Here is a 14460-nt window from a genome sequence, read left to right as displayed (position 1 = left end):
AATTCGGCATTAAAGCCGTGCCGGGCTTTGGTTAACCTGCGTTCACACAACAAGAACCTGGGCGAACCCATGAAAATACTGATTCCGGCGCTGGTGTCCATGGCCTGTGTTTTTTCCTCAGCGGAAAGTATGGCCGCCGCTGACCTCATCCTCCATGGCGGCAAGGTCTACACCGCCGAGCCCGGCCAGGGCCTGCAGCAGGCGGTGGCCATCGAGAACGGCAAGGTCCTGGCGGTGGGCAGCGACGAGCAGGTGCTGCGCCTGAAGGCCGCCGGCACGCGCATCGTCGACCTGCAGGGCAAGGTGCTGATGCCCGGCTTCATCGACTCCCACAGCCACACCGTGAAAGGCGGCCTGCAGATGCTCCAGGCCAACCTCGACGGCGAACTGCTGCCGGTGCCCGAGCTTGAGAAAAAGCTGCGCGAATGGCGCGACAACGGCAAGGCGAAGCGCGGCGAGTTCCTCAGCGTCGGCGGCCTGCCGTCCACCTACTGGGGCGACATCCCGGCGCTGGAGAAGACCTTCAACCAGGGTGAATGGGCCCAGGTGCCGATCCTCTTCGTCGGCTGGGACCTGCACACCGGCTGGGCCAACCAGGCCATGCTGAAACTCGCCAAGGTGGACGCGGCGAAAGTCGCAACGCTCAAGGGCGAGGAGAAAGCCACCCTCGGCGTCCACGCCGACGGCACCCCCAACGGCTTCCTGGTGGACGCCGGGCTCTACCCGCTGCAGGCCCTGCTGCCGCTGCCCAGCACCGAGGAGCTGACCCGCGGCGCCTACGCCGCGCTGCGCTACTACAACAGCCTGGGCATCACCGCCTGGATGGACCCGCTGGCCAACGAAATCCCCGGCGCCGACATCACCAACGCCTCCACAGGCGTGCTGCCGATCTACAAGGCGCTGGCCGAGAAGGGCGACCTGTCCGCCCACGTCGCCGCGCTGCTGATGGCCGACGCCAAGGCCACCCCGAAGGACCTCGACGAGCTGGACAAGGTGCGCCAGCAGTTCCTCGGCGTGCCCAACCTGACGCTGCCGGGCATCAAGGTCTTCGCCGACGGCGTGGCCGAGGTGCCGGCGCAGAGCGCGGCCATGCTCGAGCCCTACAAGAACTCGCACAAGTTCGGCGAACTGCTGATCGACCCCAAGCACTTCGGCGAGCTGGTCAGCGCCGCCGACGCCCGCGGCTGGCTGGTGCACGTGCACGCCATCGGCGACCGCGCCATCCACGAGGCGCTCAACGGCATGGCCCAGGCGCGCCGCGACCGCCACAGCGGCATCCCACACTCCATCACCCACCTGCAGATGGTCAACCCCAAGGACTTCGACCGCTTCAGGCAGTTGGACGTGATCGCCTCCATGCAGCTTTACTGGGCCAGTGCGGATGAATCGAGCATCGACCTCGTCAAACCCTACGTGGACGCCATGGTCTTCATGTACACCTACCCGGCCCATTCCCTGCTCAAGCACGGCGCCACCCTCGCCGGGGCCAGCGACTGGCCGATCACCACGCCCGATCCGTGGAAGGCCATCTACCAGGCGGTGACGCGCAAGGGCCCGAAGGGCGTGCTCAACGCCGACGAAGCCATCGACCGCCAGGTGATGTTCCAGGCCTACACCCTCAACGCCGCGCGGATGATCCGCCTGGAAGACAGCATCGGTTCGCTCAAGCCCGGCAAGCAGGCCGACATGGTGGTGCTGGACCGCGACGTCTTCACCGCGGAACCCGAAGCCCTGCGTGACACCCAGGTGCTGACCACCTGGTTCGCCGGCCGCGAAGTCTACAGCCGGCCGCTGACGGCCCAGCGCTGATCAGCCGGGCGGGGAAGCCCGCCCAGCGTTTTTCCAAATCGACAAAGGAGCCTTGCAGTGATCATCCATTCCTTCGTGAGCGAAACCCGCGAGCCGTTCGAGCGCGGGCGGCAGATTGGAGAGCGGTGGGCGGAACAGATTCGGCGCACCGTGGCGCTGTACCTCGACTTCTTCCCCCGCGTGGGCGTGCCCGCCGAGCAGGTGCGCGGCATCGGCGAGGCCAGCCTGGCCGCGCTGGACGCCTGGTGCCCGGCGCTGGCCCGGGAGGTCGAAGGCCTGTCCGCCGGCGTGCAGCTGCCGCTGTGGCAACTGGCGGCGCTGAACGCGCGCACCGAAATCCTCGCGGTGATGCCGGCGCAGCCGCTGGAAGGCGAGTGCTCCACCGCGGTCTACGCGCCCCATGGCGCCGCCGCGCCGCTGAGCATCCAGACCTGGGACTGGCACGACAGCCTGGTGCCCCACGGCCTGCTGCTGCAGCTGGTCGCCGGCAGCGGGCTGACGGTCAAGCTGTTCACCGAGTTCGGCATGCTCGGCAAGATCGGCGTCAACAGCGCCGGCCTGGGCATGCACTTCAACATCCTCCACCACGCCGGCGACAACAGCGAGGCCGGGGTGCCGGTGCATGCCATCGCCCGCCGCGTGCTGGAAGAGGCCACCAGCGTGGCCGAGGCCATCGAGCTGGTGGGCTCGGCCCGCGTCAGCGCCTCCACCGTGCTGACCTGCTTCAGCCGCGACGACGCCGAACTGCGCGCCGCCAGCATCGAGATGAGCCCGGCGGCCACCGCCGTGGTGCCGCCGCGCGCCGACGGCTGGGTGCTGCACACCAACCACTTCGTCGACCCGCAGCAGGCCCGCGGCGAGCGCACCGCCGACGTTTCCACCACCTACGCGCGCTTCGACCACCTGGCGGCCATGGCCCCGGGCATGGCCCGCGAGGGCCTGGCGCAGCGCGCCGAAGCCTTCTGCGGCGAGGCCGGCGAGCAGGCGGTGGTGTGCTTCCACCCGGACCTGTCGCAGCCGGACACCGAGCGCTGGGAAACCCTGCTGACCATCGGCCTGGACAGCGTCGGCTGCAACCTGGAGTACCACGCCGGCAACCCGAAGGCCCTGGCCCGCGACGGCTCCCTGCGCTTCTGAGCTGAACGACCCACCCCCGCGGCGGCCATCCGGCCGCCGCGCGGAACACTGCTGCCACAAGAACAAGAGCAGACCACCATGATCGACCACACCCCCACGCCCGGCGCGCGCTCGGCGTTCAAAACCTTCTGCGTTTCCGGCATGGGCACCGCGCTGGAGTTCTACGACTTCGTCATCTACGGCTACGCCGCCGCCCTGGTCTTCCCCAAGCTGTTCTTCCCCGGTATGGACCGTCTCACCGCGGTGCTGGTGGCCTTCGCCGCCTTCGGCGCCGGCTTCTTCGCCCGGCCCCTGGGCGGCGTGGTGTTCGGCCACCTGGGCGACCGCTACGGGCGGCAGAAGGCGCTGGTAGCCACGCTGCTGCTGATGGGCATGAGCACCCTGCTGATCGGCTTCCTGCCGGACTACGCCAGCCTCGGCATCGCCGCGCCCATCCTGCTGGTGGGCCTGCGCCTGGTGCAGGGCTTCGCCGCGGGCGGGGAGTGGGGCGGCGCCGCGCTGTTCGGCATCGAGGTGGCGCCCCGCGGCCGCCGCGGCCTGTGGGGCAGCTTCACGAGCATGGGCATCGGCATCGGCGGCATTTTCGGCTCCGCGGTGTTCGCCCTGGTCAGCCTGGCCTTCGACGACGACCTGGGCGGCATCGCCTGGCGCATCCCGTTCTGGCTCGGCGGCGTGCTGGTGCTGGTCGGCCTCTACGCGCGCCTGCAGAACCCGGCGCCGGCGCAACCGGCCAAGGCCCAGCCCAAGGCGCGCCTGCCGTTGCTCGAAGCCCTGCGCCAGCACCCGCGCGAACTGCTGCTGTGCACCGGCATCGCCTTCGGCTACATCACCGTGGCCTACATCAGCACCTTCTTCCTCGCCTACGCCACCGACATCGGCTACAGCAGCAGCCAGGCCTTGCTGTTCGACTTCGCGCTGTCCATCGCCATCGTCATCTCGGCGCCGTTCTTCGGCCACCTGTCCGACCGCTACGGTCGCCGCACGGTGATGATCTTCGGCGCGGCCATCATGGCCCTGGGGCTGTTCGCCTTCTTCCCGCTGCTGGGCACCCACCACCTGGCGCTGGCCCTGCTGGCCTACCTGGCCGTGGGCTTCTTCATGGGCGCCACCCAGGGCCCGATCCCGGCCTTCCTCGCCGAACAGTTCCCGCGGCGGATGCGCTATTCGGGTATTTCCGCCAGCTATCAGCTGGGGGCTGCCCTGGGTGGTGGTACCGCTTCCAGCGCGGCTACCGCGATCCTTATCGCCAGTGGTCACCAGCCGGTCTACGTGGCGCTGTATGGTGCGGCGGCGATGGCGCTGGTGGCGGTTTGTTCGTTGGTGATGCGTGAGACGGCGTATCTGGAGATGGATGAAGTGGACAGGGGCGTGGCGTCGACGGGGGAGGGGGTGCGTAGTTTGTCCTGAGGCGGGGAGCTTTTTTGTAGGAGTGAGCTTGCTCGCGAATGGAGTCAACCGGCGGTGGTGGTGCTTTGGGTTGACTCCGTCCCCTCTCCCCAGCCCTCTCCCTGAAGGGAGAGGGGGCTAGTCCGTGCCGAGAGAGGGAATGGTTTCAGCCGGAAACCTTCGGTGTTGCCGGCTGACTCCAGAACACCCAAACACACCGAACGGTCCCCTCTCCCTTCAGGGAGAGGGTTAGGGAGAGGGAGCGGTATCAAGCCCAGCTCCAGCGCAATCAGGTAACTCTGTTCGCGAGCAAGCTCGCTCCTACAAAAAACCAGAACCCGAAGCCCGAAGCCAAAGCCCCCAACCTCAAACCGCCCCCCGCCGCCGCACCCCGGGCACCAACCCCAGCACCAACGCACACCCCGCCAAAATGATCAGCGCCCCCAGCCCCTGCACCAGCGACAGCGGCTCGTGCAGCCACAGCGCCCCCACCAGCACCGCCACCACCGTCACCACGAACTCCACGCTGATGGTGCGGGTGGCCCCGATGCGGGCGACCAGGTGGAAGTACACCACGTAGTTGAAGGCGCTCATCATGCAGCCGCACAGCAGCAGGTAGAGCACGTCCAGCACCGAGGGCACGCCCGGTGGCGGCACCCAGTACAGCAGCGGCAGGGTCAGCAGCCCGCCCACCAGGAAGGCGCCGCAGGTCACCTCCCAGGGGCCCGCCGTGCGCAGACGCAGCGCCGCGTAGTTGCTGCCGAAGGCCGCGCACACGCCGCCGAAGATCGAGGCCGCGCAGCCGAGCATGAAGGAAGGCGTCACCGGCACCGCCGGGAAGCCCACCAGCAGGAGCATGCCCAGCAGCCCCAGGGCCAGCCCGAAGGCCCCGGCCAGGGTGATGCGCTCCAGCCCCCAGAGGCGGCCGATGACCATGGAGAACAGCGGGATGGCCGCCACGAAGATCGCCGCCATGGCGGTGCCGATCAGCGGCGTGGCGAAGGTCATGCCGATCAACTGGCCGGCCACCGTGGTGGCGCCCAGCACGCACAGCGGCCGCCACAGGCCGCGGAAGTTCAGTACCCGCCCGCTCAGCCGCGCCGCCGCCAGCAGGGTGAGGCTGGCGATCAGCGCGCGGAAGCTCACCGCGCCCACCCAGCCGAAGCCGGCTATCGCCTTGAGCAGCACCAGGAACGACAGGCCCCAGGCCACAGCGAGATACAGGTAGGCGACGAGATCGCGAGGTTGCATGGGGCACCGGCAGAAAAGGGAAGGGGACACGCGAAAGCGCCCCGGCGGGGCGTGCCTATCTTGTCCGAACGGCCAGCTCGGCGGGAAGGGGGCTGTCGCTTCTGGCTGCCTGCATGCCGCAGCGATGCCGGCCGGCGTGTATTAGGAAAACTGATCGCGCATTCGCTGAAATCATCGGAGTCGATCTGGAGTGCGCCCCGCCGCGGTGCTAGAAATAGCCCGCGCCAGCCCCTTCGACTGCCGATAGAGAGACGCCCCGATGCAACCCGTACTGCCCCTGATCGAGCCCCAGGTCGCCCGCCTGGCCCCCGGCTTCCGCGCCCTGAGCCTGACGGTCGAGGCCGCGCCCATCCTGCACCCGGAGGTGGCCGGCCAGGCCGTGGAGCGCGCCTGCCGGGTGCTGCTCGACGGCGGCCCGGCCTGGGCCGAGGCGCATATCGCCGCCTGGGCCGAGGTGTTCCGTGGCTTCGGCGCCAAGCCCCAGCGCACCCCCTGCTCGGTGGAAGCCCTGCGCAAGCGCGTGCTGCGCGACGGCAGCCTGCCGAGCATCGACCCGCTGGTCGACCTCTACAACGCCATCAGCATCCAGTACGCGCTGCCGGTGGGCGGCGAGAACCTGGCCGCCTACGTCGGCATGCCGCGGCTGGCCATCGCTGACGGCAGCGAGCCGTTCGACACCTTCAAGGAAGGCCAGCCGGCCAACGACCCGCCGCTGCCCGGCGAAGTCATCTGGCGCGACGACCTGGGCGCCACCTGCCGCCGCTGGAACTGGCGCCAGGGCGTGCGCACGCGCCTGGACGCCGAGGCCCGGCAGATGTGGTTCATCCTCGAAAGCCTGCCGGCCATGCCGCTGGAGGCCCTGCACGAAGCCGGCGAGCGCCTGGCCGAGGGCCTGCGGCAGATGATGCCGGGCGTGCGGGTGGAGCAGCGGCTGGTGAGCGCCACCGGAGCGAACTGACCCGGCTACCCATTGCCCATCAAAGCCGAAGGCCGGAGCCCGCGCCTCCACAAGGAAGCACAGGCCCCGGCCTTCGGCCATCCAGGCGGCGCGATCAGCCGCCGCTACGCTCGGCCCGTTGCTGGGCCAACTCGTACAGGTGGCGCGCCTCGCCGGCCAGCGGCACCAGCGCCGAAGCCAACCGCGAGGTTTCCTGCACCAGCACGTCGTCGCCATCGTGGCATTCCAGCACGTGCAACAGGTCCTCCAGCGCCGCCAGGCGGCGCGCGGCGGCATCGTACAGATGCGCCGCGGGCGCGCCGGCATTCACAAACAGAACATCCTCGAAGGACTGATGGTGCAGTGGCACCAGTTTCGGATCAGCCATGGCACACCTCCAGGGCGAGGGCGCAGGGCAGGGGGGACGGCAAGGTGAACACAGCAAGATGTAAGCGACAGTGCATTTCCGTTGCTCCTTCTGGGAGGGAGAAACCGCCAGCCCGGAAAGAGGGGCGGCGGATCGTGCGGGGGTCGCAGTACCGGGACGAAACGCGCAAAGAACCGGCCAGGCTTCGGGGCCTGCCCCGCACGACCCGCCATGACTGCACGATGCAGCAGGCAAGAAAAAGCGCCTTTGCAGGTGCCGAGGCGCTTCGTGCACGCAATTCATCCGACGGGCTGCGACACCCGGCCACGGGATTGACCGTGACAGGGAGCGAATCTAGCGACGGCCTTTGTAGGCCCACAAGGGAGAATGTGGGTGGGAAATTTCAGGTGAATCCGCAGCCCGCATCACAGGCCGAAGAGGTAGCCCAACACAGCCGCCGTCATGGCCAAAGCCGACACCACAAAGGCCGGCCTGGACGTAACCAGCCTCAAGAAAAGCTGCCGGTTCCGCCGACGTATCTCCACCAACTCCCGCGCCGCCTCCGGATGAATGTCCCGGAGAAGCTGCTGGCTGCTATAGATCAAATGCCGCGCCTGCCCAAGCTCGCTCGCATTCAGGCAGACAATGGAAAACATCGCCTCACCCTCTGGGTTGACGCCGGTGTTGAAGACATAAGAATCCAGCCCATGCCTGCGCAGCGCCGAGTTCAGGTACTCGGCGAGGGCTTCTTCCTTGAAGTCGAGGAGGGTGTACATGGGGTAGTCCGCCTATTCGTTTTGTGCGCGCCTCAGACGGCAAGGCAGGACGTCACCATATCGTCGAGCATGTCCACCAGTTCAGGATCCATGAAGCGGTAGTCATCGGGAATATCCAGAACGTGAAGCCGCTTGTGTTCAAGCAGCCGGGCATATTCCGCCCGCAGACGATTCAGGTGCTTGCGCTCCATCACGAAGATCACATCGGCCCAACGGATATCCGCCGGGCCGACGGGTTTGCGGGCGTTCGGGCTGGTGCCTGCCGAACGGGCATCGAAGCCGGGCCGGCGGCGCCAGATAGCTTCCGCGGTAGGGCTGCGCCATTGATTTCGGCTGCAGATGAAAAGCAGGTTGGTCACTCTTGATCCAGCAGTTGTTGGACGGTGCGGATGGGATAACCCAGGCCAAGTTGGCGGGCCCTGAACAGCTTGTCGGCACGGGTATATAACAGCTTCCAGTTCTTTTCCGGCCGGGGCCGCGGCGGATGAAACGCCTTTTGGGGGGCATGTCTACGGGCCTGCGAGCGTCTCCAGGCGCGAGTTCTTTCCATGGTCATATCCTCGTGAATACCGGGTTCAGCAGCCGCGGTAATACGGGATGGGGCGTATGGTAGGCGTGAATTGGTGCGCTGGCCAGGATGGGTGAGACTGCGATTGCTCCTAGCCGAGCCTGGAACTGCCATGTACTTGTCTGTTGTTTACTGCAAGCGTCGGATTTGGGTCGCTAGCTGCCTCTAGCGTGGGGCACCAATCGGCCAGAAGTGGCCATTCAGCCCCTTTTCCTGAAATGCGCCAGCGTAAGTGAGTCCGGCAACGAGCAAACCCTGGCCGTGCGGACAAGAAATTAACGTGGCTGTTTGCCTTTACCCACAAGGTCAGTCTGGATAATGTGACGGAGGACACAGGCCACAAACCTAGGAGGCAGCGCTAACCCTAGGTGCCACGGTTTGGGCAGGGTTGGACTGGTTTCGTCGCCATGGAGTCGGTATGGAAATGGATTGGGAAACGCTGCTAGACGAGCTGTGGAGCTATGCCGCATCGGATCCAAAAGAGTTGGAGACGAAGATTCGTTCGTGCCTGAAAGGCCACTCCTCCGAAGGCTTACTCCAAGCCATTTCGCTTCTGATTACTCAAGGGCAGCATGCCACCGCCAGAGCACTCCTCACCGAGTTTCTGAAAAGTCATCAGTCAGTGGACGATATCCAGCGCAGGCTTGAATTAATCCTGCACTTTAAAAAGCATCGTACCCCACAAATGCTCTCGATCAAGAGCAAGCAACGCAGCAAAGATCTGCTCATCAAAGACGTCAACGACTTGGTCGCGTCTGGAAAGTTGCAGGCTGCTGAGTTGCTTCTTCTAGACGCAGTTGAAGCGCTTGAAGAATCTGATTCCCTGAATCTGCTCAGCCGTGTGTACATGCTGCAGCGGCGCCCCGTGGATGGGGCAAAGGCTATGCAGCGTGCTCTCCTCCTGAAACGCCAACAACAGGCCTTTGTCGAGGTTGAACCTGAGGAATCGATAGACGACTTGCCAACAGACCGTGACCTGGAATTCCTCAATGACTCAGCTGAGCGCCTAACACCCCTAGAAAACCCAACAGCCCCGACCAATAAGGCGTTGACTGAGACAGTCGATGATTCATTCAGCTTCATTCAGAACACAGCGTCTGAATACCCCTCATTGAAAACTAACGGTTGGTGGGAGGGGCAATCAGAATCAATGCCATCTGAGGCTTCAATATGCCTCAATGAACCTGAGGCCGATGAAGAATCTGATACGGCTCCAGTTGCCACAGACGGTGCCTCTGATGAGCATGCGAATGGGGATGAGAACTCCCAGTCTTCCTCCACAAATAACACTCTCAAGCTCGCCCATCCACGGAAGGAGACAGAGGTTGGAGAAGCGTCAGCCAAGGTCAAGGTATTCAACAAGTCAGGGCGCTCACTAATCTCTGTTCGAGCAACAGATTTGACCGCTCCAGAACCATCGGATTCTGATGAGTCTCAATTGCAGCCAGCGCCATTGCCGGCCCTGGAAGTTCCTGCTTGCACGTCTCAAACTCACAATGATGTATCTGACGAGAACGATGAGGATGAGGAATACCTGACGCCAACCGAGCTAGAGCTGAACACCCCGAGCTTGCTCCTGCCGAGTTTGAGGCTTGACGATCCGGAAGATCACATCGATTTTGATCATGACTTGCAGGATCTGTCGATTTTCGAGCTTGGGGCTGAACAGGAAGAAGACCTCCATAGTGTTGTGGATGACTTTCGTGACCTTGAAGATGACTATGCGGCTTACGCCTTTGACCCGGATGAAGTCTTTGACAGCGAGGAGACTCTGGTTAGCGAGCCCGATAATGGGCCTGTCGAAAAACTCTCCCGCGAAGATCGTGCGCTCCAGAAAGCCGCTGAGTTGATCGGAAAAACCAATTGGCCGCTTAGTACGCTGCCTCTGGTTCAACAGATTTTTTTCACGAGCGGAGGCGGGCAGACACGCCTTGCCCTTGAAAGAGAAATCGAAAAAGGGATGACTCCCGCCGAGTTGGTTCTGGCAGCTCATATCAAGGTAGTCTGGGCAGAGAACGACATTTACTGGATGGCTTTTGATAAAACCGGCAGCAGTCGTCTGTCTCACTATGTACTGTCCTGGCCGACAGCCTTGCTGATTATCCGTTCTTTTGAATCTCTGCCACAAGTGGAAGAAATCGAGGTCTTCCTCGAAAATATTTTTACATCCTGGTACGAGAACATCACCCTGCGTCGCGCGTTTAAAGCGTTTGCCCAGTATCTGTGGTTCCGGTTTGCCAATTTGGAAGGTTGCTTACCTGCCAATCAGCTCTTTGACTTCTGCGACCCTCACGAACTGCCTGCTGAGGAGTACAGCGATCTGGGTCTGTGCGACACCCTGGAGTACGAGAAAACCAAAATCCTTAAGGCGTATGGTGTATTTCAAACCAAGCACCCGCAGGAGCCCGGCTGCTACTTCAGTGACAAGCCGCCAATTGTAGTAGAAACACCATCGATCTTTTCCAAAAAGCGTTCGAAGAAACCGGCTGAAGACGCTGGTAAGCCTAGCGACATTGGGGCCGAGGAAGAGAGCATTGACGATGATTCGCAAGGCGCTCCACCTCAGTGGTCAGCTGCTTCGCCCGCATCTGCCTTGCACGCACAAAGTACCGACCAACCCTCGCCAAGCATTGAACCGTAAGGATAAAGGACTAGCTCATGAAGCCCCTCAATCTTACCCACGTTCCAGGTTGCTGGGTCAGCCAAACATTACCCAGCGGCCAGAATGAACGCCGGGGCATCGTCAAAATGGCCATTGCTAAAGAAGCCGAAGATCAGCTTCAGGTTCACTGGTTCAGTCCGGAGAAGAAACTGGCTTATGTTGATGCATCTGCCGTGCGCTCGGGCTTTCAAAATGGCATGGACGTGGTCGACGAAACCCCAGGGAACGGTATTCGCTCACTAGGACAGGGCGTCATCATGCAGCAGCGTACCTTGGCAGGCAGCGAGCAAGTATTGGTCGATTTTCCTGAGCGTGGTGAGCGTCATTGGCTGCCTTATCAATACCTGCGTCAGGTAAAGGGCGTTAAGCATCGCTTTGTCACCGCCAGCAAAGGCGAAGTACACGATGCTGAGCGTATGCGCCTGCGCATGCTAGCCCATGCCATCAAAGTATGGAATGAAAACACCGGCGCCCTTTCCCACCTAGGGATTGATCCTCTCCCTCACCAGATTCATCTGGTGCACCACATCCTCGCTTCCGGCAATTTCAATTGGTTGATTGCGGATGACGTGGGATTAGGTAAGACCATTGAGACCGGCATGCTGTTGCATGCGTTGAGGCAACGTGACTTGGTCAAGCGCATCCTGCTGATCACTCCCGCAGGGCTCACCAAACAATGGAAAGAAGAGCTCTACGATAAGTTCCAGCTGGATGAATTCAGAATTTACGGGGAGGACTTTTCTATTGATGAGCCCCGCGAATGGAGTATGTATAAATTTGTCATCGGCTCCATGGACCGACTCAAACAGGAGGATCACTTGGAAAGTCTGCTCCAAGCGGAGCCCTGGGATCTGGTGATTTTTGACGAAGGGCATCGGCTCAGCCGCCGCCAGTACGGGCAGAAACTGGACAGCTCTGAACGCTATGACCTGGCGAAGAACTTACGCAGCCAAACCAAGCACATGCTGTTACTGAGTGCGACCCCTCACCAGGGTATGCAGGATAAGTTCGTCGCACTGCTAGAGCTGCTGCGCCCTGAGCGCCGTAGCGAACTGATGGCGCTCAACCTGAAGCCTGAAATTCTGCACGACATGGTATTTCGTAACCACAAAGCTGACGTAACTGACGCAGAAGGGAACTTCATCTTCCAAGGCAAGATCACCAAGGCTTTGAAAGTGCCTAACAGCCCGGAGTCCGTCGAGTTCGATAAAACGCTTCAGGACTATCTGCGTAAAGGCTATGCCGCAGGTGAGTCGCTAGGCCGTAAAGGCAACGCCATTGGGTTCGTCATGACGGTTTATCGTAAACTGGCGGCCTCCAGCGCAGCAGCCATTCACCGGGCCCTGTGTAATCGCCTTCAGCGCCTGATCGACGATCAAGCAAACGGTACGTCTACAGACGAGCCCAGCGATGAGCGCTACCTAGGTGAGTGGGAAGAACAGTTCACCAGCGATGCACGTGAGTTCTTTGCCGGTGAAATCCAGTTGTTGGAAGACCTCATTGAAGAGGCCTCTGCACTGAAGGCCAACGACCTCAAACTGGAAAAGTTCATTGACGACATCATCGTCAAAATTCACGTAGCCAACCCTGACGAGAAAGTGCTGATTTTTACCGAATACCGCACCACCCAGAATTACCTGTTGGAGGCTTTGACTGAGCACTATGGCAGCGGCCAAGTCGAGCTAATCAATGGCTCCATGCAGCATGCTGAGCGGCGGGAAGCCATTAAGCGCTTTGAGGAACAGGGGCGCTTTCTGATCTCGACTGAGGCGGGTGGGGAAGGCATAAACCTCCAGAGCAAGTGCCACATCATGGTCAACTATGACTTGCCCTGGAATCCCATGCGCCTTGTACAGCGCATTGGCCGCCTGTATCGCTATGGACAGAAGAAGAAGGTTGTTGTGTTCAACATCCAGCAAACTGACAGCCTGGATCAGAATATCGTCGACCTAATGTATGAGCGAATCGACAGCGTGGTGACTGACCTGGCCGAGGTTCAACAGCATGAATTCAATGATGGCCTGAAAGACGAAATCCTAGGTCAACTGGCCGAGTTGATCGATGTGGAAGATATCCTGCAACAAGCCACAAAACTTGGCATCGACCGAACCCGAGAGCGTATCGATGAAGCGTTGAAACAGGCTCGCAGTGCTGCCGCCATACAACGAGAACTGTTTGTCCACGCCGCTACCAGCGACCCAAATGAACTGCGTGACGAGCTGGAAATCACTATCGAGCATCTCTACAGCTTCGTCTTGGGAATGTTCGAACAACTGGGCATCGAGGTCGCGGAACGCAGCCATAAAGAGCGGCTTTTGCGTATTAGATTGTCCGAGCAGGTGATGCGCGACATGGGGCTTTCCCCCAAAGCCTCTCAGCGTATGGACGTGACCTTGGATCGCATACTGGCCACAAACCGGCCTGACACCCACATGCTCGACCTCAACTCCAAGCTGATGCAGTACCTGCTGGGGAAGGCCTGTGAGTACGACTTTGGAGGTTTGGCTGCGATGCTGAAAGCGCCAGAACTAGGGGAAGGGGCTCTACTTGGAGCCATGCTGCGCTGGCAAGGCCCACAGGGCAAACGCATGCGACAAGAGTTTGTAGCCATTCAGATTAACGGCGGCAAAGCCAAACTAAACCCTGCAAAAGCCAGCCAATGGCTGCTGACACCTGCCGAGCACAGCACTTTGAACCCCGACACTGAAGCCTCAAAATTGCTGTTCAAAGCCGCAGAGGAAATGGCTAACCAGCGACTGGCAGATGCCAGTAACCGCTACCTGATGCCAGAGAACTTGGCCTGGGCCGCTGCAGGCTGGACGCAGTAGCACTGAGCTAGCTCACTTTAGATCTAAGCGCCGCTCTGTTTTACTTGGAGAAGAGACAAGTTATCTATTGGGCAGAATGACCGCTTCTGGCCGAAAGCGGACATTCAAAGCAGAAAACGGGGCCGGCGCTGGCGAGCATCAGGATGTGCACCAGGGTACCTGCTGGCGCCATGACATGGAGAGGGCGTAGTGTCGGGCGATAATCAGGACGATTTGGAGCAGTCGGATGGTGCTTGTCAGGACGGTTGCCTTCACTGCCATCTGGGTGGCCTTCTGGTATTTCAGCTCGACCTTCTACATGGGATATATCCATGACGTCGGCGGTGCTTATTGGTCCATGGGCGTTTACGCGCTCCCCGTTTTTGTCCTGGCCTATACAGCCGCTGATTGGAAACTCGCACGCACGTCATATGGCCGAAGGCATCCTTCGTTGACCTTTGCAGGTCTGTGCGCTCTCGGCGTTGCCCTCTATTGGCCAGGCACCATGGCCGTTCTGTGGGGTGCCAAGTACCTCGCTTCATACGGATAGCAGTGGCTGGTCTGTCCTGTCGGCGATTGGTCCGTTCCGTGGAGCAGCCCCGTAGGATGGGTTGAGCGAAGCGATACCCATCGCCACAGCCGCGTGCGAAGTGCGCCCTGGCGCACCTGGGGGCGGGGAGTTCCGCCAGGCGGCTTGATTCGGAAAAGGCTTACGCAAGGGGGCTGGAACTCCTCAAGGCCTCACGCCGAGTAGGGGAAT

The 14460-nt window shown here is 61.8% G+C and carries 10 protein-coding genes; 6 read left to right on the top strand and 4 right to left on the bottom strand.

The genetic code is table 11. The features are described 5' to 3' along the window. Positions 1-69: 69 nt before the first annotated feature. The 3 genes from QSJ95_RS19745 to QSJ95_RS19735 all read left to right on the top strand — a co-directional run bounded on the left by QSJ95_RS19745 (position 70) and on the right by QSJ95_RS19735 (position 4353). Positions 70-1809, top strand: coding sequence for an amidohydrolase (locus QSJ95_RS19745; protein ID WP_285644740.1), 1740 nt, complete (start codon positions 70-72; stop codon positions 1807-1809). Between the two features lie 57 nt (positions 1810-1866). After that, a complete protein-coding gene (locus QSJ95_RS19740; protein ID WP_285644738.1) occupies positions 1867-2946 on the top strand; it encodes a C45 family autoproteolytic acyltransferase/hydrolase in 1080 nt (359 codons plus the stop codon). A gap of 78 nt (positions 2947-3024) precedes the next feature. Next, a complete protein-coding gene (locus QSJ95_RS19735; RefSeq protein WP_285644736.1) occupies positions 3025-4353 on the top strand; it encodes an MFS transporter in 1329 nt (442 codons plus the stop codon). 345 nt (positions 4354-4698) lie between these two features. Here the strand turns inward: QSJ95_RS19735 and QSJ95_RS19730 are convergent, their stop codons facing one another. Next, positions 4699-5583: a DMT family transporter gene (locus QSJ95_RS19730; protein ID WP_285644734.1), complete on the bottom strand. Its 885-nt coding sequence runs from the start codon at positions 5581-5583 to the stop codon at positions 4699-4701. 259 nt (positions 5584-5842) lie between these two features. Between QSJ95_RS19730 and QSJ95_RS19725 the strand changes: the two genes are divergently transcribed. Next, positions 5843-6541 carry a B3/B4 domain-containing protein gene (locus QSJ95_RS19725; protein WP_285644732.1) on the top strand — a complete coding sequence of 233 codons (699 nt, stop codon included), beginning with the start codon at positions 5843-5845 and terminating at the stop codon, positions 6539-6541. 94 nt (positions 6542-6635) lie between these two features. Here QSJ95_RS19725 and QSJ95_RS19720 read toward each other — a convergent pair whose 3' ends face one another. The 3 genes from QSJ95_RS19720 to QSJ95_RS19710 all read right to left on the bottom strand — a co-directional run bounded on the left by QSJ95_RS19720 (position 6636) and on the right by QSJ95_RS19710 (position 8022). Continuing rightward, entirely contained in the window at positions 6636-6908 is a 273-nt protein-coding gene (locus tag QSJ95_RS19720) for a hypothetical protein (RefSeq protein WP_009620055.1), read from the bottom strand. Positions 6909-7312: 404 nt separating this feature from the next. Next, complete coding sequence (locus QSJ95_RS19715; protein ID WP_285644729.1) at positions 7313-7663, bottom strand: hypothetical protein; 351 nt, start codon at positions 7661-7663, stop codon at positions 7313-7315. Between the two features lie 32 nt (positions 7664-7695). Beyond that, on the bottom strand, positions 7696-8022 hold the full coding sequence (locus tag QSJ95_RS19710; RefSeq protein ID WP_024128409.1) for a low molecular weight protein tyrosine phosphatase family protein: 327 nt from the start codon (positions 8020-8022) through the stop codon (positions 7696-7698). Between the two features lie 627 nt (positions 8023-8649). Between QSJ95_RS19710 and QSJ95_RS19700 the strand changes: the two genes are divergently transcribed. Both QSJ95_RS19700 and QSJ95_RS19695 read left to right on the top strand, forming a co-directional pair. Continuing rightward, positions 8650-10872: a hypothetical protein gene (locus QSJ95_RS19700; protein WP_285644725.1), complete on the top strand. Its 2223-nt coding sequence runs from the start codon at positions 8650-8652 to the stop codon at positions 10870-10872. Positions 10873-11309: 437 nt separating this feature from the next. Further along, on the top strand, positions 11310-13721 hold the full coding sequence (locus tag QSJ95_RS19695) for a DEAD/DEAH box helicase (protein WP_285644860.1): 2412 nt from the start codon (positions 11310-11312) through the stop codon (positions 13719-13721). The last annotated feature ends 739 nt before the right edge of the window (positions 13722-14460 follow it).

Origin of the sequence: Pseudomonas sp. NBRC 100443, assembly GCF_030268185.1 — a bacterium.
Lineage (GTDB): Bacteria > Pseudomonadota > Gammaproteobacteria > Pseudomonadales > Pseudomonadaceae > Pseudomonas > Pseudomonas citronellolis.
This window is presented reverse-complemented; position numbering and strand designations above follow the sequence as displayed.

What these genes read in the sequence shown, in the direction of transcription:
- QSJ95_RS19735 (WP_285644736.1), top strand. Translation starts at nt 3,025, where the DNA reads ATGATCGACCACACCCCCACGCCCGGCGCGCGCTCGGCGTTCAAAACC.
- QSJ95_RS19725 (WP_285644732.1), top strand. Translation starts at nt 5,843, where the DNA reads ATGCAACCCGTACTGCCCCTGATCGAGCCCCAGGTCGCCCGCCTGGCC.
- QSJ95_RS19730 (WP_285644734.1), bottom strand. Translation starts at nt 5,583, where the DNA reads ATGCAACCTCGCGATCTCGTCGCCTACCTGTATCTCGCTGTGGCCTGG.
- QSJ95_RS19695 (WP_285644860.1), top strand. Translation starts at nt 11,310, where the DNA reads ATGCGCCTGCGCATGCTAGCCCATGCCATCAAAGTATGGAATGAAAAC.
- QSJ95_RS19720 (WP_009620055.1), bottom strand. Translation starts at nt 6,908, where the DNA reads ATGGCTGATCCGAAACTGGTGCCACTGCACCATCAGTCCTTCGAGGAT.
- QSJ95_RS19715 (WP_285644729.1), bottom strand. Translation starts at nt 7,663, where the DNA reads ATGTACACCCTCCTCGACTTCAAGGAAGAAGCCCTCGCCGAGTACCTG.
- QSJ95_RS19700 (WP_285644725.1), top strand. Translation starts at nt 8,650, where the DNA reads ATGGAAATGGATTGGGAAACGCTGCTAGACGAGCTGTGGAGCTATGCC.
- QSJ95_RS19745 (WP_285644740.1), top strand. Translation starts at nt 70, where the DNA reads ATGAAAATACTGATTCCGGCGCTGGTGTCCATGGCCTGTGTTTTTTCC.